This window comes from Streptomyces sp. NBC_00464 (assembly GCF_036013915.1).
GTDB lineage: Bacteria > Actinomycetota > Actinomycetes > Streptomycetales > Streptomycetaceae > Streptomyces.
Window position 1 is genome coordinate 5285676 of sequence record NZ_CP107899.1, and the last position, 21576, is coordinate 5307251.

General features: G+C 70.8%; 16 protein-coding genes. 15 read left to right on the plus strand and 1 reads right to left on the minus strand.

What is annotated here, in order from left to right:
* Entirely contained in the window at nucleotides 1-237 is a 237-nt protein-coding gene (locus OG912_RS23750) for a hypothetical protein (protein WP_327711161.1), read from the minus strand.
* A gap of 254 nt (nucleotides 238-491) precedes the next feature.
* Between OG912_RS23750 and folC the strand changes: the two genes are divergently transcribed.
* The 15 genes from folC (at nucleotide 492) to OG912_RS23825 (ending at nucleotide 21444) form a co-directional block, all read left to right on the plus strand.
* A complete protein-coding gene (folC, locus tag OG912_RS23755) occupies nucleotides 492-2015 on the plus strand; it encodes a bifunctional tetrahydrofolate synthase/dihydrofolate synthase (RefSeq protein ID WP_327711162.1) in 1524 nt (507 codons plus the stop codon).
* A gap of 5 nt (nucleotides 2016-2020) precedes the next feature.
* Nucleotides 2021-2377 carry a DUF4233 domain-containing protein gene (locus OG912_RS23760; protein ID WP_327711163.1) on the plus strand — a complete coding sequence of 119 codons (357 nt, stop codon included), beginning with the start codon at nucleotides 2021-2023 and terminating at the stop codon, nucleotides 2375-2377.
* Between the two features lie 109 nt (nucleotides 2378-2486).
* Complete coding sequence (gene ndk, locus OG912_RS23765; RefSeq protein ID WP_018103190.1) at nucleotides 2487-2900, plus strand: nucleoside-diphosphate kinase; 414 nt, start codon at nucleotides 2487-2489, stop codon at nucleotides 2898-2900.
* A gap of 292 nt (nucleotides 2901-3192) precedes the next feature.
* Nucleotides 3193-4212: a rod shape-determining protein gene (locus OG912_RS23770; RefSeq protein ID WP_073723157.1), complete on the plus strand. Its 1020-nt coding sequence runs from the start codon at nucleotides 3193-3195 to the stop codon at nucleotides 4210-4212.
* 98 nt (nucleotides 4213-4310) lie between these two features.
* Nucleotides 4311-5363 carry a rod shape-determining protein MreC gene (mreC, locus tag OG912_RS23775; RefSeq protein ID WP_327711164.1) on the plus strand — a complete coding sequence of 351 codons (1053 nt, stop codon included), beginning with the start codon at nucleotides 4311-4313 and terminating at the stop codon, nucleotides 5361-5363.
* Between the two features lie 11 nt (nucleotides 5364-5374).
* Entirely contained in the window at nucleotides 5375-6040 is a 666-nt protein-coding gene (gene mreD, locus OG912_RS23780) for a rod shape-determining protein MreD (protein WP_327711165.1), read from the plus strand.
* Nucleotides 6041-6101: 61 nt separating this feature from the next.
* Nucleotides 6102-8267: a penicillin-binding protein 2 gene (gene mrdA, locus OG912_RS23785; protein ID WP_327711166.1), complete on the plus strand. Its 2166-nt coding sequence runs from the start codon at nucleotides 6102-6104 to the stop codon at nucleotides 8265-8267.
* Entirely contained in the window at nucleotides 8267-9457 is a 1191-nt protein-coding gene (gene rodA, locus OG912_RS23790; protein WP_327711167.1) for a rod shape-determining protein RodA, read from the plus strand. The genes mrdA and rodA overlap by 1 nt, the downstream gene beginning before the upstream one ends.
* Nucleotides 9458-9508: 51 nt before the next feature.
* The gene (locus tag OG912_RS23795; RefSeq protein ID WP_327711168.1) at nucleotides 9509-11029 is read left to right on the plus strand and encodes a CYTH and CHAD domain-containing protein; all 1521 of its coding nucleotides are present in this window, start codon (nucleotides 9509-9511) and stop codon (nucleotides 11027-11029) included.
* A 50-nt stretch (nucleotides 11030-11079) separates the two neighbouring features.
* Complete coding sequence (locus tag OG912_RS23800; RefSeq protein WP_326736169.1) at nucleotides 11080-13005, plus strand: TIGR03960 family B12-binding radical SAM protein; 1926 nt, start codon at nucleotides 11080-11082, stop codon at nucleotides 13003-13005.
* 101 nt (nucleotides 13006-13106) lie between these two features.
* Nucleotides 13107-14297, plus strand: coding sequence for a hypothetical protein (locus OG912_RS23805; RefSeq protein WP_327711169.1), 1191 nt, complete (start codon nucleotides 13107-13109; stop codon nucleotides 14295-14297).
* Nucleotides 14298-14420: 123 nt separating this feature from the next.
* Nucleotides 14421-15203, plus strand: coding sequence for a TIGR03936 family radical SAM-associated protein (locus OG912_RS23810; RefSeq protein WP_327711170.1), 783 nt, complete (start codon nucleotides 14421-14423; stop codon nucleotides 15201-15203).
* Nucleotides 15204-15435: 232 nt separating this feature from the next.
* Nucleotides 15436-19509 (plus strand): Rne/Rng family ribonuclease, encoded by a 4074-nt coding sequence (locus OG912_RS23815; RefSeq protein WP_327711171.1) that lies wholly within the window; start codon nucleotides 15436-15438, stop codon nucleotides 19507-19509.
* Nucleotides 19510-19642: 133 nt separating this feature from the next.
* The gene (locus OG912_RS23820) at nucleotides 19643-20395 is read left to right on the plus strand and encodes a phosphocholine cytidylyltransferase family protein (protein WP_327711172.1); all 753 of its coding nucleotides are present in this window, start codon (nucleotides 19643-19645) and stop codon (nucleotides 20393-20395) included.
* Nucleotides 20383-21444, plus strand: a complete 1062-nt coding sequence (locus OG912_RS23825) for an iron-containing alcohol dehydrogenase family protein (RefSeq protein WP_327711173.1) — start codon at nucleotides 20383-20385, stop codon at nucleotides 21442-21444. Before OG912_RS23820 ends, OG912_RS23825 begins: the two co-directional genes overlap by 13 nt.
* Nucleotides 21445-21576 lie beyond the last annotated feature (132 nt).

A 21576-nucleotide genomic window follows, 5' to 3' on the forward strand; every position in this document is an offset into this window, starting at 1 on the left:
TCAGTCCTCCAGCGCCACCGGCCCCGTAGCCACCGGCTCCGCGTTGCGACGGGTCTTCGCCCAGCCGTTGCGGCCGCGCAGGGGACGGACGAAGACCCGCGCCGAGACGATGAACAGGTGGTACGCGTAGAGCCGCAGCCCGATGCCCCCCCACAGCAGGGAGTTCCCGAACGAGGCCTCGGGGGCGTAGTCCCGGCGGTGGACCACCATGTGCAGCAGCTGGTCCGCGGCGAGCACCTGCCCGGGGTGACGGGCGAGCGCGGCCGGCAGGGCGAACTCGACCGGGGTGAGATCGAGCCAGTGACCGTCCAGCCCCGGCCAGGACCGGGTGCATGCCGTCGGGGGCGGCGATCAGGATCAGAGGTATGGGGCGCACATTTACCACCATGCGCCCGGTGCGGGCGTTATGCCGACAGCGGGCCGTTGCGGGTGTTTCGGGCCGGTCGCCGGGCGCTGCGCGCGATGTCCGTGCCGATCCGTAGACTGGCCCCGTGAGTGAGCCCCGCCCTTCCGACCGGCACGACGCGTCCGACTCCGACGAGACCTTCGCGGAGATCGTCGACGAAGCGACCCAGCGCGACCCCGACCTGGCGGTGATCGAGGCCGGGAGCCGTACGCTGCGCGCCGCCTCCGGACCGCCCCCGGGTGACGAGGTCCCCGCCCGCCCCGCCGACCCGGAGGTGGACAAAGCCCTGCGCGCGGTGGAGCAGGAGCTCGCCGGGCGCTGGGGCGAGACCAAGCTGGAGCCGTCCGTGGCGCGCATCGCCGCGCTGATGGACGTGCTCGGCGAGCCGCAGCGCGCCTATCCCTCCATCCACATCACGGGGACCAACGGCAAGACGAGCACGGCCCGCATGATCGAGGCCCTGCTCGGCGCCTTCGATCTGCGGACCGGCCGCTACACCTCGCCGCACGTCCAGTCGATCACCGAGCGGATCAGCCTGGACGGCTCCCCGATGGACCCCGAGCGGTTCGTCGAGACGTACCAGGACATCAAGCCGTACGTCGAGATGGTCGACGCGCAGCAGCCCTACCGGCTCTCCTTCTTCGAGGTGCTCACCGGCATGGCGTACGCGGCCTTCGCCGACGCGCCGGTCGACGTCGCCGTCGTCGAGGTCGGCATGGGCGGCAGCTGGGACGCGACCAATGTGATCGACTCCACGGTCGCCGTCGTCACCCCCATCTCCCTGGACCACACCGACCGGCTGGGCTCCACGCCGGGCGAGATCGCGGTGGAGAAGTCCGGGATCATCAAGCAGGGCGCGACGGTCATCCTCGCCCAGCAGCCCGTCGACGCCGCCCAGGTGATGCTGAAGAAGGCCGTCGAGGTCGACGCCACCGTGGCCCGTGAGGGCATGGAGTTCGGCGTCGTCTCCCGCGAGATCGCGGTCGGCGGCCAGCTGCTGACGCTCCGCGGCCTCGGCGGCGAGTACGAGAACATCTTCCTTCCGCTGTACGGCGCCCACCAGGCGCGCAACGCGGTGGTGGCGCTCTGCGCGGTCGAGGCGTTCTTCGGCATCGGCGCCGAGCAGACCGGATCGCTCGACGCCGACATCATCCGCAAGGCCTTCGCCTCGGTGATCTCGCCGGGCCGCCTCGAAGTGGTCCGCTCCAGCCCGACCGTCGTCCTGGACGCCGCGCACAACCCGGCAGGCGCCCAGGCGACCGCCGAGGGGCTCTCCGAGGCGTTCGGCTTCTCCCGGCTGATCGGTGTGGTCGGTGCCAGCGGCGACAAGGACGTCCGGGGGCTCCTCGAAGCCTTCGAGCCGATCTTCGCCGAGGTCGTCGTCACCCAGAACTCCAGCGGACGCGCGATGGACGCGGACGAGCTCGCCGCGGTCGCCGTCGAGGTCTTCGGCAACGACCGCGTCCAGGTCGAACCCCGGCTCGACGACGCGCTGGAGGCGGCGATCACCCTCGCCGAGGAAGAGGACGAGTACGCGGGCGCCGGGGTGCTGGTGACCGGATCCGTGATCACGGTCGGCGAGGCCCGGCTGCTTCTGGGAAGGCGCTGACCGAAGTGCGTACGCTCTGTGCATCGACGCTGATCGGCGAGTTCTTCGTGATCGGGTTCGCCGGACTCGTCGCGATGAAGTCCGACGACCTGACGTCCGCCACCGTCTGGACGGTCTGCGGCATCGGCATGCTGCTCTCCGTGCTGCTCTGCGGAATGATCACCCGCCCCGGCGGCATACAGCTCGGCTGGGCGCTCCAGATCGCGCTGCTCGCCAGTGGCTTCGTCGTCCCGATGATGTTCATTCTCGGCCTCGTCTTCGGCGGCCTGTGGTGGGCCTCCGTGCACTACGGCCGCAAGATCGACGAGGTGAAGGCCCGCTGGGCCGCGCAGGAGGCGGCGCAGGCGCCCGCCGGCACCTGAGGGGCAGGCAGGGCCGCCCGGGGTCCGGTGGCCAAACCCGGCCGCCGGCCCGTCACCGTACCCCTGTAACCTCGCCTCACCGCACCCGTATGCCTGCAAGGAGCCGCACATGACCCAGCGCACCCTCGTTCTTCTCAAGCCCGACGCCGTCCGTCGCGGTCTGGTCGGCGAAATCGTCGGCCGCATCGAGCGCAAGGCCGGCTGGAAGATCACGGCGCTGGAGCTCCGTACCCTCGACCGTGCCACGCTGGAGCAGCACTACGCCGAGCACGTCGGCCGCCCGTTCTACGAGCCGCTCGTCGAGTTCATGCAGTCCGGCCCGATCGTCGCCCTGGTGGCCGAGGGCGAGCGCGTCATCGAGGGCGTACGCGCCCTGGCGGGCCCCACCGACCCGATCGCCGCCGCGCCCGGATCGATCCGTGGCGACTTCGGCACCATCACCCGGGAGAACCTCATCCACGCCTCGGACTCCGAGGAGTCCGCAGAGCGAGAAATGAAGCTGTTCTTTCCGGGACTTTCCTGACCTTCGATCAGCCGAACAGCGCTCATGACCTGGGGCGACCGAAGTAATTCGGTCGCCCTTCGGCATACGGTCTCCGATCGCGGGAACGCATCCCTTCGACGTAACGTCACCATGAGTGGAACGGCCACCCGTTCTGCTCAGCATGGCGAAGGGCCCTCGCGCTGTGTCGGTGTATCCGGCACTACGATGGAAGCTTCCACGCCCGCAGCGCTCATCTCGCCTACCAAAACAAGCCATATCGCTTTCGCTTGGGAAGGCCCGACGCATCCTCATGGGGAACAAGGGGAACTCAATGTCGTTCATCGGCCGTGACATGGCTATCGACCTCGGGACTGCCAACACGCTGGTGTACGTCAGGGGGCGCGGCATCGTACTGAACGAGCCGTCCGTCGTGGCCATCAACACCAACACCGGCGGCATCCTCGCGGTCGGCTCCGAGGCCAAGAAGATGATCGGCCGTACACCGGGCAACATCGTTGCCGTACGGCCCCTGAAGGACGGCGTGATCGCCGACTTCGAGATCACGGAGCGGATGCTCCGCTACTTCATCCTGAAGATCCACAAGCGCCGCTACCTGGCCCGCCCTCGGGTCGTCGTCTGCGTGCCCTCCGGCATCACCGGGGTCGAGCGACGCGCCGTCATCGAGGCGTCGACGCAGGCCGGTGCCCGCCAGGTGCACATCATCGAGGAGCCCATGGCGGCGGCCATCGGCTCCGGCCTGCCGGTCCACGAGGCCACCGGCAACATGGTCGTCGACATCGGCGGCGGCACCACCGAGGTCGCGGTCATCTCGCTCGGCGGAATCGTCACGGCCCAGTCCATCCGGGTCGCCGGTGACGAACTGGACAACGCGATCATCCAGCACATCAAGAAGGAGTACTCGCTCCTGCTCGGTGAGCGCACCGCCGAACAGATCAAGATCACCATCGGATCGGCCTTCGAGCTGGAGAAGGACGAGCACACCGAGATCCGGGGCCGCGACCTCGTCTCGGGGCTGCCCAAGACCGTGGTCATCTCCGCCACCGAGGTCCGCAAGGCGATCGAGGAGCCGGTCAACGCGATCGTCGACGCGGTCAAGACGACGCTCGACAAGTGCCCGCCGGAGCTCTCCGGCGACGTCATGGACCGCGGCATCGTCCTCACCGGCGGCGGCGCGCTGCTGCGCGGCCTGGACGAGCGGCTGCGCCACGAGACGGGCATGCCGATCCACATCGCCGAGGACCCGCTGGACTCCGTCGCGCTCGGGTCCGGCAAGTGCGTCGAGGAGTTCGAGGCGCTCCAGCAGGTGCTGGACGCCCAGCCCCGGCGCTAGAAATTCCACGGACCTCCGCGCGGACGCTGCCGCTCCGCGCGGAGGATCGTTGATATACAGGCACGAACATTCCTACGAGGAAGGCACGGCCGCCGCACGTGAGGGACACACGAGAGAGCCGGCTGCTCCTGGTGCTGCTGATCGCCATCGCATTCGCCCTGATCACGGTGGACATCCGCGGCGGCGAGGAGTCACCGGTCGACGGCGCCCGGCAGGCCGCCGCCACCGTCTTCGGACCGGTGGAGAACGGCGTGGCGGCAGCGGTCGACCCGGTGGGCAACGCCATAGGGGCCGTACGCGCCTCCGGCGACCGCCACGACAAGATCGCCGCGCTGGAGAAGCAGAACGCCGAACTCAAGACGAGGCTCGGCAGCGACGACCGCAACCGCAGCCGGGTCCGCGAGCTCGACAAGATGCTCAAGAAGTCGGACGCCGGCCAGTACGGCATCAAGGCCGCCGAAGTCATCGCCATAGGAGCGGCCCAGGGCTTCTCCTGGACGGTCACCATCGACGCCGGATCCAAGGACGGTCTCAAGCGCGACATGACCGTCCTCAACGGCGACGGACTCGTCGGCCGCGTCACCACCGTCGGCCCGGACACCGCCACGGTGCTCCTGGCCAACGACCCCGACTTCACCGTCGGCACCCGCATGGAGTCCACCGACGAACTCGGCTTCGCCACCGGCCAGGGCTCGCGCCCGCTGTCCGTCCAGTTCCTGAACGGCAAGGCCAAGGTCAAGAAGGGCGACCGCCTCGTCACCTTCGGCTCCAGCAAGGACAAGCCGTTCGTGCCCGGCGTCCCGGTCGGCGAGGTCGTCCGCGTCGACCCGTCCGGCGGCGACCTCACCCGGACCGTCTACGTCCGCCCGTACGTCGGCTTCACCAAGCTCGACATCGTCGGCATCGTCGTCCAGGCACCCCGCGAGGACCCCCGCGACACGGTGCTGCCGAAGAAGGCCGTCAAGCCGGCCAAGCCGAAGCCCACCCCGACCGTCACCGTCACCATCTCGCCCAACGGCGACATCGTCGACACCAGCGGCAACGTGGTCGGGAACATCCACCAGAGCACGAGTCCCAGCGGCAGCCCGGACCCGAACCCCAGTGGGAACGCCACACCGAACGCCGACAACGCGGTAAACGAACAGAGGTAGAGCTGATCCCCATGCGTGTCAACCGGACTCTGCTCTCCATCGCTCTGGTCGTGATCGCCCTCGTCGTCCAGGTATCCGTACTCGCCCGGCTCCAGCTCCCCGGCGCCGTGCCCGACCTGCTGCTCATGGTCGTCGTCGGCCTGGCCCTGGTGTACGGGCACGTCAGCGGGGCCCTCATCGGTTTCGGCGCGGGCCTCCTCGCCGACCTGGCACCCCCGGCCGACCACGCCGCCGGACGCTACGCCCTGGTGCTCTGCGTCATCGGCTACCTCGCCGGACTGGCCAGGCCCGAGAACGGGCAGCTCAAGTCCGCCTTCGTCCCGATGGCCGTGGTCGTCGCGGCGGCGATCGGATCGACCCTGCTCTACGCGGGCGTCGGCGCGCTCGTCGGCGACACGGCCGCCCGCCATGTGGGCCTGGGCAGCCTGCTGTTCACCGCGGCCGTCTACGACCTGCTCCTCGCGCCGTTCACCGTTCCGCTGATCATGGCGATCGCCAGACGCACGGTGAACGACCCGCTCACCGAGTCCTCCTCCGGCCGAGGCGACGCCGCGGCCGGCTGGCTCGCCGCGGGCACCGGGCTCCGGATCGGCAGCCAGCGCGGCGGACTGCGCGTCAAGGCCGCCCGCAACCGCGCCGCACGCGCCGGACGGATCAAGGGAGTCAAGCGACTGTGACCCTGCATGACCCGGGGACCGCCCACCGCGCCCCCAGCCCGACCACCACCGGGGGCGCCCCGTGACCAACATCCCGGAGACGGGCCGGACCCAGCGGGTCCAGATCCGTCTCATCGTCATCCAGGTCCTCGTCTTCTCCCTGCTGCTCACCCTCGGCGGCCGCCTCTGGTACCTCCAGATCCGCAACGGCCAGGAGTACTCCGACGAGGCGAAGAACAACCACGTCCAGCAGGTCGTCCAGCCCGCCGCCCGCGGCTCCATCCTCGACGCCCGTGGCGTACCCCTCGCCGACAACGAGACCCGCCTCGTCGTCTCCGCCAGCCGCACCGAGCTGCTGAAGATGGACGACGACGGCAAGAGCGTCCTGACCCGGCTCGCCGGCGTCCTCGACATGAAGCCCAAGGACGTCCTCGACAAGGTCCGGCTCTGCGACGCGAAGACCCCGCAGCCCTGCTGGAACGGCTCGCCCTACCAGCCGATCCCGGTCACCGACGAGGCCACCACCCAGCAGGCCCTCCAGATCCGCGAACGCGCGGAGGACTTCCCCGGCATCACCGCCGAGCCCACCGCCGTCCGCCGCTACGCCGCCCCCGGCAAGGCCAACACCGCCCAGGTCCTCGGCTATCTCTCGCCCGTCACCGACGACGAGATCACCAAGGCCCAGGACAGCGACTCGCCCTACCTCCGCTCCGACCAGGTCGGCCGCTCCGGCCTGGAGCGCACGTACGACAAGGAACTGCGCGGCAAGGCGGGCGTCACCCGCTACGAGGTCGACAACCTCGGCCGGGTCATCGGCCAGGCCAAGAACGACGAGGCGGAGCCCGGCGCCAGCGTCGTCACCTCCATCGACGCCCGCGTCCAGGCCGTCGCCGAGTACGAGCTCAACCAGGCCATGAAGGTGGCCCGTACCGAGTTCGACACCAACACCGGCGAGAACTACAAGGCCGACTCCGGCGCCGTCGTCGTCATGGAGGCCAAGACCGGCCGGGTCGTCTCCATGGCCTCCCTGCCCAGCTACGACCCCAACGCCTGGGTCGGCGGCATCTCCGGCAAGGACTACGCCAAGCTCACCGGAAAGAACTCCAACTTCCCGCTGCTGAACCGGGCCATCCAGGGCCAGGCCGCACCCGGCTCCATCTTCAAGGTCATCTCCTCCACCGCCGCGGTCAACGCCGGGTACCCCTTCGACGGGAACTACCCCTGCCCCAGCTCGTACTCCATCGGCGGCCAGACCTTCAAGAACTTCGAGTCCCAGGGCTACGGCAGCATCACCATCGGCCGCGCCCTCGAAGTCTCCTGCGACACCGTGTACTACGGCCTCGCACACAAGGAGTGGCAGAAGGACGGCGGGAACAACCCCAAGAAGAACCCCAACGACTGGTTCTACAAGACCGCCCACCAGTTCGGCCTCGGCAAGGAGACCGGCATCGACCTCCCCAACGAGGTCAGCGGCCGCGTCCCGGACCGCGAGTGGAAGAAGAACTTCGCCAAGGCCAACCACGACGCCTGGTGCAAGCAGGGCAAGAAGGGCGGCACGTACGTCGAGCAGATCGCGTACGAGAACTGCCTCGAAGGCGACAGGATGCGCGCCGGTGACTCCGTCAACTACTCGATCGGCCAGGGCGACACCCTCGTCACCCCGATCCAGATGGCGACCATCTACGCGGCCATCTCCAACGGCGGCACCCTCTACGACCCCACCGTCGGCAAGGCGATCGTCAGCGGCGACGGCAGGACCGTCCAGGAGATCGAGCCCACGTCGCACGGCAAGCTCCCCTTCACCAAGAAGACGCGCAACGAAATAGACGAAGCCCTCGCGGGTGTCGCGACCCGCGGCTCCGCCGCCTGGCGATTCGGCGGCTGGCCGCAGGACAAGATCCCGATGCACGCCAAGACGGGTACGGCCGAGGTCTACGGCAAGCAGACGACCTCCTGGTTCGCCACGTACACCAAGGACTACTCGATCGTCATGACGATCTCCCAGGGTGGTACGGGTTCCGGCGCGTCCGGGCCCGCCGTCCGCAACATCTACAACGCCCTCTACGGCCTCGACGCCTCGGGCAAGCAGGACCTCAAGAAGGCCCTGCTGCCGACCCCGCAGAAGTCGCTGCCGAAGATCCAGACGGACGGCACCATCGACGCCCCGAAGATCAAGCCGTACGACCCGAACTCGCAGAAGCCGCCGACCGAGCAGACGCTCGCCGCGGTCCTGGGGAGGCGCGACTGATGGCCGGCTTCTCCGTCCAGCGGTACGCCCCCGAGCGCTCCACCTGGGGCAGGCTCACCGCCCGCGACTCCGTCGTGCGCCGCCTCGACTGGCCGCTGCTCGGCTCGGCGATCGCGCTCTCGTTCATCGGCTCGCTGCTCGTCTGGTCGGCGACCCGGGGACGTGACTCGCTCACCCACGGCGACCCGTACTACTTCCTCTTCCGCCACGCCCTCAACACGGGCATCGGCATCGCCCTGATGATCGGGACGATCTGGCTCGGCCACCGGACCCTGCGCGGCGCCGTACCGATCCTGTACGGCCTGTCCGTCGTCCTCGTGATGGCGGTCCTCACCCCGCTCGGCACCACCGTCAACGGCGCCCACGCCTGGATCCTGCTGCCCGGCGGCTTCTCCCTGCAGCCCTCCGAGTTCACCAAGATCACCATCATTCTCGGCATGGCGATGCTGCTCGCCGCCCGCGTCGACGCGGGCGACCAACTGCACCCCGACCACCGGACCGTCGCCAAGGCCCTCGGCCTGGCGGCGCTCCCGATGGCGGTCGTCATGGGAATGCCGGACCTCGGGTCCGTGATGGTGATGGTCATCATCGTGCTCGGCGTACTGCTGGCCTCCGGGGCGTCGAACCGCTGGGTCTTCGGAATCCTCGGCGCGGGCGTCGCCGGAGCCGTCGCCATCTGGCAGCTCGGACTGCTCGACGACTACCAGATCGCCCGGTTCGCCGCCTTCGCCAACCCGGCGCTCGACCCGGCCGGCGTCGGCTACAACACCAACCAGGCCCGCATCGCCATCGGCTCCGGCGGCCTCTCCGGCACCGGCCTCTTCCAGGGCACCCAGACCACCGGCCAGTTCGTCCCCGAGCAGCAGACCGACTTCGTCTTCACCGTCGCCGGTGAGGAACTCGGCTTCCTCGGCGCCGGACTCATCCTGGTCCTGCTCGGCGTCGTCCTGTGGCGTGCCTGCCGCATCGCCCGCGAGACCACCGAGCTCTACGGCACGATCGTCGCCGCCGGAATCATCGCCTGGTTCGCCTTCCAGGCCTTCGAGAACATCGGCATGACGCTCGGCATCATGCCGGTCGCCGGACTGCCACTGCCGTTCGTCTCCTACGGAGGCTCCTCGATGTTCGCCGTCTGGGTGGCCATCGGACTGCTCCAGTCGATCAGGGTGCAACGGCCGATAACGGCCTGAGCCGTCGCGGGCCCACTGCCCATCCGCGTACATCACGTCTAGATTCGATTCATGGCGGACTCGAAGCGCGAGATCGAGCGGAAGTACGAAGCCACCGACGCCACCCGGCTGCCCGACCTGAGCCGGGTGGCCGGGGTCGCGGCCGTCGAGCACCACGGTGTCAGCGAACTCGACGCCGTCTACTACGACACCGAGGACCTCCGGCTCGCCGCCGACAGCCTCACCCTGCGCCGCCGCACCGGGGGCGCCGATGCCGGCTGGCACCTCAAATTCCCGGTCGCCTCCGGCATCCGCGACGAGATCAGGGCCCCGCTCTCCGACACCCTGCCCCCGGACCTGGCCGGCCTCGTCCGCTCCCGGGTCCGCGACACCGCCCTCGTCCCCGTCGTCCGGCTCCGCTCCGCCCGTGACGTCCACCTGCTCAACGGCCCGGACGGCGAACCGCTCGCCGAACTCAGCGTCGACGCGGTCCGGGCCGAACGCCTCCACGGAGGCAGCCGCAGCACCGCCTGGACCGAGATCGAGGTCGAACTCGCCGACGACGGCGACCCCGCCCTCCTCGACGTCGTCGAACGGCGACTGCGCAAGGCCGGGATACGGCCCTCCGCAGCCCCCTCCAAACTGTCCCGCGCCCTGGCCGAGACCTCCCCGAAGAGGAAACGGCAACGGGAACACGCCGCGCCCCCGCACACCGCGGGCGACCACGTCCTCGCCTACGTACGCCACCAGATCACCGCGATCGTCGCCCTCGACCCGGCCGTGCGCCGGGGCCTGCCCGACTCCGTGCACCGGATGCGGGTCGCCACCCGCAGGCTCCGCAGCGCGCTCCGCACCTACCGCAAGGTCCTCGACCGGACGGTCACCGACCCCGTCGGCGAGGAGCTGAAATGGCTCGCGGCGGAACTCGGCGTCGACCGCGACCAGGAGGTCCTCGACGCCCGCCTGCGCACCCGGCTCGACGGCCTGCCCCGCACCCTGGTCCTCGGCCCGGTCCGCGCCCGGCTGCGGATCTGGTCCACGGCCCGCCGCAGCGGCTCCCGCCGCCGTACCGTCGCGGTACTCGACGGCGCCCGCTACCTCACGCTCCTGCACACCCTGGACGCGCTCCTCGCCGACCCGCCCCTGCTGCCCGCCTCCGCCGACCCGCCCGGCAAGGCGCTCGCCCGCGCCGCGCACAAGGACCACAAACGCCTCGCCACCCGGCTCGCCCACGCCCTGGAACACCCGCCGGGCCCGGACCGCGACGCCGCCCTGCACGACGCCCGCAAGGCGGCGAAACGCGCACGCTACGCGGCGGAGGCGGCCCGCCCCGCCCTCGGCAGACCGGCCCGCAGAGCCGTCAAGCGGCTCAAGGCCGTCCAGGGCGTCCTCGGCGACCACCAGGACAGCGTGGTCGCCCGTGAGGCCCTGCGCGCCCTCGCCGTCCAGGCCCATGCGGCGGGGGAGTCCTCGTTCACCTGGGGACTGCTGTACGGGCAGGAGGAGGCGACGGCCGCGGCACGCGAGCGGGAACTGCCCGGGGTGTGGGCGCGCGCTTCCCGTGCGGAAATCCGGGCGGCGTCCGGAGGCTGAGCAGCGCGGTACGCTGGATGGTCACCCCTGCCAGCTCTCGAAAGTTCGCGATGTCTGTCGATTCGGTCTTCCCACAGCTCGAAGCTCTGCTCCCGCATGTGCAGAAGCCCATCCAGTACGTCGGCGGTGAGCTGAACTCCACCGTCAAACCGTGGGACGAATGCGACGTCCGCTGGGCCCTCATGTACCCCGATGCGTACGAGGTCGGACTGCCCAACCAGGGCGTCATGATCCTTTACGAGGTACTCAACGAGCGTCAGGGCGTCCTCGCCGAGCGCACCTACAGCGTCTGGCCGGACCTCGAAGCGCTGATGCGCGAGCACAAGGTGCCGCAGTTCACCGTGGACGGTCACCGCCCGGTCAAGGCGTTCGACGTCTTCGGGCTGAGCTTCTCCACCGAGCTCGGCTACACCAACATGCTCACCGCCCTGGACCTGGCCGGCATCCCGCTCTCCGCCAAGGACCGCGGCCTCGACGACCCGATCGTGCTCGCCGGCGGCCATGCCGCGTTCAACCCCGAGCCGATCGCGGAGTTCATCGACTGCGCGGTCATCGGCGACGGCGAACAGGCGGTCCTGGAGATCACCGAGATCGTCCGCGCCTGGAAGGCCGAAGGCCGCCCCGGCGGCCGCGAGGAGGTGCTGTTCCGCCTCGCGAAGACGGGTGGCGTCTACGTCCCCGGCTTCTACGACGTCGAATACCTCCCGGACGGCCGCATCGGCCGCATGGTGCCGAACAAGTCGGGCGTGCCGTGGCGCGTGTCCAAGCACACCGTCATGGACCTCGACGAGTGGCCCTACCCCAAGCAGCCCCTGGTCCCGCTCGCCGAGACGGTGCACGAGCGGATGTCCGTGGAGATCTTCCGCGGCTGCACCCGCGGCTGCCGTTTCTGCCAGGCCGGCATGATCACGCGCCCCGTTCGGGAGCGAAGCATCACCGGCATCGGCGACATGGTGGAGAAGGGGCTCAAGGCGACAGGCTTCGAGGAGGTGGGTCTGCTCTCGCTCTCCTCCGCGGACCACACCGAGATCGGTGAGATCGCCAAGGGCCTCGCAGACCGCTACACCGAGGACAAGATCGGCCTCTCGCTGCCCTCCACCCGCGTCGACGCGTTCAACGTGGACCTGGCCAACGAGCTGACCCGCAACGGCCGCCGCTCCGGTCTCACCTTCGCCCCCGAGGGCGGCTCCGAGCGCATGCGCAAGGTCATCAACAAGATGGTCTCGGAGGAGGACCTGATCCGTACGGTCTCCACCGCGTACGGCAACGGCTGGCGTCAGGTGAAGCTGTACTTCATGTGCGGCCTGCCCACCGAGACCGACGAGGACGTCCTCCAGATCGGCGACATGGCGGTCAAGGTCATCGCCAAGGGCCGCGAGGTCTCCGGACAGAACGACATCCGCTGCACCGTCTCCATCGGCGGTTTCGTGCCCAAGCCGCACACCCCGTTCCAGTGGGCCCCGCAGCTCAGCGCCGAGGAGACCGACGCCCGGCTGACCAAGCTCCGCGACAAGATCCGCGGCGACAAGAAGTACGGCCGTTCGATCGGCTTCCGCTACCACGACGGCAAGCCCGGCATCGTCGAGGGCCTGCTCTCCCGCGGTGACCGCCGCGTCGGCTCCGTCATCCGGGCCGTCTACGAGGCCGGCGGCCGCTTCGACGGCTGGCGCGAGTACTTCAGCTACGACCTGTGGATGAAGAGCGCCGAGAAGACGCTGCCCGACTTCGGTGTGGACGTCGACTGGTACACGACTCGCGAGCGGACCTACGAGGAGGTCCTGCCCTGGGACCACCTGGACTCCGGTCTCGACAAGGACTGGCTCTGGGAGGACTGGCAGGACTCGCTCGACGAGACCGAGGTCGAGGACTGCCGCTGGACGCCGTGCTTCGACTGTGGAGTTTGTCCCCAAATGGACACCAGTATCCAGATCGGCCCGACAGGAAAGAAGCTCCTGCCGCTGACGGTCGTGAAGTAGATCCGCTGACATGACACCGCCCGGCTCCTGCCGGGTGACATCTCGGTGACGAAGGCCCGGTCGGGGGAAACCCCCGGCCGGGCCTTCGCGTCCTGAGGTGCATGGAATACGGAAAGCACCAGGCACCCGCGCGGTACGAGAGCGGCGACGGCTGCCTCACCACGCTCGTCAGGATTCCGGTGAGGATCGTCGTCCTCGTCCTCGTCCTGCCGGTGCGGATGGTCTGGGACGCCCTGGTCGCGGGCGCTCGCGCTGCCGACCGGATTCTGCTGCGTCCGCTGGGACGGGCGCTGGTGTGGCTCTTCGAGGTCCTGGTCGCGATCCCGGCCCGTTGGCTGTACGCCCGGGTACTGACCCCGCTGGGACACGGGCTGCGGTGGCTGGCCGTGGCGGTGTTCGTGTGGCCGTGGGTCGCGCTGTGGCGGTATGGGGTGGTGCCCGTGGTGCGGTACGGGATCGTGGTGCCGCTCGTCCGGCTGTACGAGCAGGTGCTCACCCCGGTCGGGCACGGGTTGCGGTGGATCTGGCAGGCGCTGCTGCTTCCGGCCGGACGCGGCATCGCCACCGCCGTGAAGTGGCTGCTCACCGCCGTGTTCGTCATGCCGGTGGTCCTCCTGTGGCGCTACGTCCTCAAGCCACTCGGGCCGGCCGTCGCCTGGCTGGCGGAACACCTGATCGTGCTGCCGCTGGTGTGGACGTACCGGGAACTGCTCACCCCGCTGGGCCACTGCATCGCCTGGCTCCTCGATCTGCTGGTCCGTGGTGTCGAGGCCGGCTGCCGGGGGCTGTGGGCCGCCGTCAGGTGGCTGGTCACGGTGCTTCTCGTCAGCCCGGTGGTCTGGGTGTACCGGCGGATCCTGGCCCCCGTCGGGCGGGAGATCGCCGCCGCGTTCGGCGTGGCCTGGCGGGTCGCCGGATTCATCTCGCGGGCCGTGGGCCGGGCGCTGGCCTGGCTGGCGTGGCATCTGGTCGGGGCGCCGGTGGCCTGGGCCTACCGCACGGTGTGCACCCCGGTCGGGCACTTCCTGCGCGACGCCGTGCTCGCCCCCGCCGGGCGCGCCGCCCTCGCGGTGGGCCGGACGGCCCGGCAGACACTGCGCACGGCCCGCGAGACCGTCCGGCAGACCGGGCGCGACGCGTGGCGGGCGCTGGTCGGCGGGGGGCGCGAACCCGAGCCCCGGGAACCGGGAAGCCTGTCTGCGCGTACTCTGGGTAGTACAACGACTGTGCCCAGTGCGGCGCCCGAACCAGAGATCTCCCTGCGGAAAGAGAAAACCGTTCAGCAGGGGTGAGCCGGACCGGACACCCCGGGGCCACCCGTATTTCGAGGGCGGCGTTCCACCGCGTCCGCTCCGCACCGAGGAGAAGAACCACTGGGCAAGCGACAGCCCGAAGGCCCGCCGCCCGCACCGGCAGTGCAGCGCATCCGACTGCGCTACACCAAGCGCGGCCGCCTCCGGTTCACCAGTCACCGAGACTTCCAGCGTGCCTTCGAGCGGGCGCTGCGCCGCTCCGAGGTGCCCATGGCCTACTCGGCGGGCTTCACCCCGCACCCCAAGGTGTCGTACGCCAACGCCGCACCCACCGGCACGGGCAGCGAGGCCGAGTTCCTGGAGATCGCCCTCACCGAGGCCCGTGATCCGGGCACGCTGCGCGAGCTCCTCAACGACTCGCTGCCGGACGGTCTCGACATCACCGACGCCGTCGAGGCCCGCACCTCGGGCCTCGCCGACCGGCTCACCGCCTCCATCTGGGAGATGCGGCTGAACGGGGTCGCCGTGGAGGACGCCGAGAAGGCCGTCGCCGCGTTCAACGCGGCGGAGAGCGTCGAGGTCGAGCGCCGTACGAAGAACGGCGTCCGGAGCTTCGACGCCCGCTCCGCGGTCGTCGACCTGCAGGCTCTTGATCATCAGCCTGATAGGCCCGGGGACAAGGCCTGTGCGATACTGCGGCTGGTTGTTCGGCACGTGACACCTGCCGTTCGGCCTGACGACGTCCTGTCCGGTCTCCGCGTTGTGGCCGACCTGGCGCCGCCGGTCCCCGCAGCGGTGACCAGGCTGGCGCAGGGGCTCTTCGACGAGGAGTCCGGCACGGTGACCGACCCGCTCGCGCCTGACCGCGAGGCAGCCCCGGCCGCTCCATCCACGGCCGCCGGGACCACCGCCGCGACAGCGCCCGAGGGTGCAGGTTCCGCGTAAGGCGGTCGTTGTAGCGCAGCCCTCGGACTCGGGAGCCACCTGGGCCGGGCCGCGCGCTGACCCATAAGACTTTCGCCAGGCCGTGCGCACAACGTGTACGGAACCGGCGAGCCAGACATTCAGTTCCCGTGCGGCGCCCGCGCCCCGGACGGCGGTACCGCGTACACCATGCGGACCGTGCCGGACCGGAATCAGGCGCGGCGCCCGGGAGCCCGACGGGAGAACCGCCCGCATGCCTCAGCCCACCGAACCCGGCACGACCGGGAACGCAGAAGACAACAACACCCCCGGGGACAAGCTGCCGCCGCGCCGTAGGCGCCGCGCGGCATCCCGCCCGGCGGGCCCGCCGACGGCGGGCGCACAGGCCGGAGCCGAGGCGTCGGCCATACCGGCCGTTGACGCCGGAGTGTCGGAAGCCAGCACCGAGAACACCACCGAGGCCGAGGCCGCGCCGCCCGTTCGTGCGCGCCGCCGGGCCGTCCGTAAGGCGACCGCCCCTGCCGGTGCGCCGCAGGCCGCCGAGGCCGTAGAGGTCGTGGAGCCGGTTGTCGCGGTCGCGGCTCCGGCCGAGGAGGAAGCCGTGGAGCCGGTCGAGGCGCCGCGTGCGCGCCGTCGCGCGTCCCGCAAGGCGACCGCCCCGGCGGGTGCGCCGCAGGCCGCCGAGGTCGTGGAGCCGGTTGTCGCCGCTGCCGCACCGGTCGAGGAAGAGGTCGTGGAACCGGTCGAGACGCCGGCGCCGCGTGCGCGTCGTCGCGCCGTCCGCAAGGCGACCGCCCCCGCCGGTGCGCCGCAGGCCGCCGAGGTGGCCGAGATCGTCGAGGAGGCCGTCGCGGCCGAGGCCGCCGTGGCCGAGCCCGTCGTCGCAGAGGCGCCGCGTGGCCGTACCCGGCGCCGGGCCTCCGCCCCCGCCGGTGCGCCGCAGGCCGCCCGGACCGAAGACGCCGCCGAGCCGGTTGTCGCCGCTGCCGCGCCGGTCGAGGAAGAGGCCGCAGAGCCGGTCGAGGCCCCGCGCGGCCGTCGTCGCGCGTCCCGCAAGGCGACCTCTCCCGCGGGTGCCCCGCAGGTCACGGAGGCCGCCGAGGAGCGCACCGAGATCCAGACGGGCGAGAGCCTGCCCGAGGCAGCCGTGGAGGAGCTGGCCGCCGAGACCGCCGAGGTCGAGGAGGCCGCCCCGCGCGGCCGTCAGCGCCGCCGGGCCACCGCCGCCGCCGGCCGGCCCGAGTTCACCGGCAAGGTCGAGGAGCCCGCGCGCAAGAGCCGCCGGGCGACGCGCCCCGCCGTCGCCGTGTTCCAGGCGCCGGTCTTCGCCGAGCCGATGTTCCAGACCCCGGAGACCGCGGCGGCCGCAGCCGCCGCCCAGCCCCCCGTCGCGCACGACGAGGAGCCCGAGGACGAGATCGTGACGGTGGAGGAGCAGGCCACCGCCCCCGCCGAGCCGGAGGCCCCCGCCGAGGCCGCGCCGCAGGGCGGCTCGCGCCGCCGTCGCCGCCGCCGCGGTGAGGCTGCCGAGGCCGAGCCCGCCGCCGCGCCCGCCCCGGCCGCCGCTCCGGCCCAGGAGCAGACCGAGGACGAGCACGAGCACGAGCCTTCGAACGAGAGCGACGCCGAGCAGGACGGGGAGGAGACCGACGAGTACGGCGACCGCCCGTCGCGCCGTCGCCGTCGTGGTGGCCGTCGCCGCCGTCGTGGTGAGTCCGCCGAGGACGACGCCGCCGAGCAGCACGCGGACGACGCCGCCGAGCGTTCCGACGACGAGCAGACGCGTGCCCAGGAGTCCGAGGACGAGGGCGACGACGAGCAGGACGACAACGACTCCGGTGCCTCCGGATCGAGCAGCAGCCGGCGCCGGCGCCGGCGCCGCCGTCGCAGCGGTGACTCCGCGTCCGACGCCGAGAACGGCACGGACGACCCGGAGCGCACGGTCGTCAAGGTCCGGGAGCCGCGCAAGAAGGAAGAGCGCGAGCCCGGCACCGGCTTCGACGAGGTCCAGTCCATCAAGGGCTCGACCCGTATGGAGGCGAAGAAGCAGCGCCGCCGCGAGGGTCGCGAGCAGGGCCGCCGGCGGGTTCCGATCATCACCGAGGCGGAGTTCCTCGCCCGTCGCGAGGCCGTCGAGCGGGTCATGGTCGTCCGCCAGAACGGCGAGCGCACCCAGATCGGCGTCCTTGAGGACAACGTGCTCGTCGAGCACTACGTCAACAAGGAGCAGGCCACCAGCTACGTCGGCAACGTCTACCTGGGCAAGGTCCAGAACGTCCTGCCGTCCATGGAGGCCGCCTTCGTCGACATCGGCAAGGGCCGCAACGCCGTCCTGTACGCCGGTGAGGTCAACTTCGAGGCGCTCGGCATGGCCCACGGGCCGCGCCGTATCGAGACCGCGCTCAAGTCCGGCCAGTCCGTTCTCGTCCAGGTGACGAAGGACCCGATCGGCCACAAGGGCGCCCGCCTGACCAGCCAGGTCTCGCTGCCCGGCCGCTACCTGGTCTACGTGCCCGAGGGCTCGATGACCGGGATCAGCCGCAAGCTGCCCGACACCGAGCGCGCCCGGCTCAAGACCATCCTCAAGAAGATCGTCCCCGAGGACGCGGGCGTCATCGTCCGTACCGCCGCGGAGGGCGCGAGCGAGGACGAGCTGCGCCGCGACGTCGAGCGGCTGCAGCAGCAGTGGGAGGACATCCAGAAGAAGTCGAAGAGCAGCGGCAGCTCCAACGCGCCGACGCTGCTCTACGGCGAGCCGGACATGACCGTCCGGGTCGTCCGCGACATCTTCAACGAGGACTTCTCCAAGGTCATCGTCAGCGGTGACGAGGCGTGGGACACCATCTACGGCTACGTCTCGCACGTGGCGCCCGACCTGACGGACCGGCTGTCGCGGTGGACCTCCGAGGTCGACATCTTCGCGACGTACCGGATCGACGAGCAGCTCATGAAGGCGCTGGACCGCAAGGTCTACCTGCCGAGCGGCGGCTCGCTGGTGATCGACAAGACCGAGGCGATGGTCGTCGTCGACGTCAACACCGGCAAGTTCACCGGGCAGGGCGGCAACCTCGAGGAGACCGTCACCAAGAACAACCTGGAGGCGGCCGAGGAGATCGTGCGTCAGCTGCGGCTGCGCGACCTCGGTGGCATCGTCGTCGTCGACTTCATCGACATGGTGCTGGAGTCCAACCGGGACCTGGTGCTGCGGCGTCTGCTGGAGTGCCTGGGACGCGACCGTACGAAGCACCAGGTCGCCGAGGTCACCTCGCTGGGCCTGGTCCAGATGACCCGCAAGCGGGTCGGCCAGGGTCTGCTGGAGTCCTTCTCCGAGACCTGTGTCCACTGCAACGGGCGCGGCGTGATCGTGCACATGGAGCAGCCCACCTCGGTGGGTGGCGGCGGCGGCAACGGCAAGCGTTCCAAGAAGCGCCGTGGCGGTTCGGGCCAGGAGCACGACCACGACCACGACCACGAGCACGTCTCCGAGACGGACACCGACGTCGAGACCGAGGCCGAGGTGGCTGCGGAGGTGGCCGCTCCGCTGGCGCTTCCCGAGCCGGAGTTCGTCCCGGACGAGGAGCTGTACAGCAGCCCGGCCGAGGCCGAGGCGGCAGCAGGGCGCGGCCGTGGCCGTCGCCGGGCGACCCGTAAGGCGACGGCCCCGGCCGGCGCCCCGCGGGCCGCGTCCGCCCCGGCCCCGGTGGCCGAGCCGGTCGTGGCACCGGAGCCCGTGGTGGAGCCGGAGCCGGTCGTGGCCCCGGAGCCGGTGGCCGAGACCCCGGTTGCCGAGGTTCCGGCCGAGGCGCCGCAGGGCCGTACGCGCCGTCGGGCGACCCGTAAGGCGACCGCCCCGGCGGGTTCGCCCGCTCCGGCCGCAGAGCCGGTCGTGGTCCCCGTCGCCGAGGAGCCGGTGTCCGACGCCGACCCGGTTGCCGCGGAGGACCCGGTCGTCGAGGCGCCGCCCGCCGAGGCCCCTGCCGAGGAGCCGGCCGCACCGCCGCGTGCCCGGCGCCGGGCGACCCGTAAGGCCACCGCGCCCGCGGGTTCCCCCGCAGGTGCCGAGGACGCCGCGGTCGTCGTGGTGACGGGCGCCGAGCCGGCCGCCGAGCCGGAGTCCGCCACCGAGGCGGAGGCCGAGCCGGCACCGGCCAAGAAGGCGGCCCGCAAGACCGCGAAGAAGGTCACGGCCAAGAAGGCGGCCGTGAAGAAGACGGCGGCCAAGAAGACCGTCGCGAAGAAGACGACGGCCAAGAAGGCGGCGGCGAAGAAGACGGTGGCGGCTGAGCAGTCGTCGTCCGCCGTCACGGCTTCGACCGACGAGGTCTGACCTCTTCGCACCGCGCGTTGACGCAGTCAGGCCGGTCCCTCCACGGGGCCGGCCTGCTGCGTTCCGGCACCGGTCGCGCCCGCCTCCGCGCGGCGCCCCGGGCCATCCGCACCATGGACCCAGGAGAACCCTCATGATCGGCATGATTCTGGCGGCCGGCGCAGGCCGACGCCTGCGCCCCTACACCGACACGCTGCCCAAGGCCCTGGTGCCGGTGGGCCCCGAGGGGGACGAGGAGAGCCTGACCGTCGTCGACCTGACCCTGGGCAACTTCGCCGAGGTCGGTCTGACCGATGTGGCGATCATCGTGGGCTACCGCAAGGAAGCCCTGTACGAGCGCAAGGCAGCCCTTGAGGCGAAGTACGGCGTCACGCTCACGCTGATCGACAACGACAAGGCCGAGGAGTGGAACAACGCCTACTCCCTCTGGTGCGGCCGTGACGCCCTCAAGGACGGCGTGATCCTCGCCAACGGCGACACCGTGCACCCCGTCTCCGTCGAGAAGACGCTGCTCGCCGCACGCGGCGAGGGCAAGAAGATCATCCTCGCCCTCGACACGGTGAAGCAGCTCGCCGACGAGGAGATGAAGGTCGTCGTCGACCCCGAGCGGGGTGTTCGGCGGATCACGAAGCTGATGGACCCGGCCGAGGCCACCGGCGAGTACATCGGCGTCACCCTCATCGAGGGCGATGCGGCCGAGGAGCTGGCCGACGCGCTGAGGACGACGTATCTGCGCGACCCGGACCTCTACTACGAGGACGGCTACCAGGAGCTCGTCAACCGCGGCTTCAAGGTCGACGTGGAGCCGATCGGCGACATCAAGTGGGTCGAGATCGACAACCACGAGGACCTGGCCAAGGGCAGGAAGATCGCGTGCCAGTACTGACCCGGCTGATCCCCGCACCGGTCGTCGTCGACATCCGGGCCGGCGCGCTGGCCGATCTGGCGGCCGTCCTCGCGGATCAGCGGATCTCCGGCTCGGGGAAGCTGGCGATCGCGATCAGCGGGGGTTCCGGCCGGGCGCTGCGGGAGCGGCTCTCGGACAGCCTGCCGGGTGCGTCCTGGTTCGAGGTGGGCGGCGGAACGCTGGACGACGCCGTCAAGCTCGCGGAGGCCATGAAGTCCGGCCGGTACGACGCCGTCGTCGGCCTCGGTGGCGGCAAGATCATCGACTGTGCGAAGTTCGCCGCGGCGCGCGTCGGGCTGCCGCTGGTCGCCGTGGCGACGAACCTGTCCCACGACGGTCTGTGCTCACCGGTGGCCACGCTGGACAACGACGCGGGGCGCGGCTCGTACGGTGTCCCGAACCCGATCGCCGTCGTCATCGACCTCGACATCATCCGTGAGGCACCGGTCCGTTTCGTGCGGTCCGGGATCGGTGACGCGCTCTCGAACATCTCCGCGGTGGCGGACTGGGAGCTCGCCCACCGGGTCAACGGCGAGGACATGGACGGACTGGCCGCCGCGATGGCCCGGCAGGCCGGTGAGGCCGTGCTGCGCCACCCCGGGGCTGTCGGGGACGACGGCTTCCTCCAGGTGCTGGCCGAGGGGCTGGTGCTGACCGGCATCTCGATGTCCGTGTCGGGGGACAGCCGTCCCGCCTCCGGCGCCTGCCACGAGATCAACCACGCCTTCGACCTGCTCTTTCCCAAGCGTGCGGCGAGCCACGGTGAGCAGTGCGGTCTGGGTGCGGCGTTCGCGATGCACCTGCGCGGAGCGCACCAGGAGTCCGTACGGATGGCCGAGACGCTGCGGCGCCACGGTCTGCCGGTCACCGCGGAGGAGATCGGGTTCAGCGCGGACGAGTTCGTCTCGGTGGTCGGTTTCGCACCCCGGACCCGGCCGGGCCGCTACACGATCCTGGAGCATCTGGACCTGTCCCCGGACGGGATCCGGGACGCCTACGCCGACTACGTCAGAGCCGCCGGTTCCTGAAGCCGGGGCCGGGAACGGGGCCCGGTTTGACCGGGCTGTACCGGTCCCCGTAATCTTGACCGTCGGCGTTTGTTTCGCCACACCTCTGAGCACTCACCTCCCGCTCGTTCGGGAGAGGCCGCTCGTCCAATC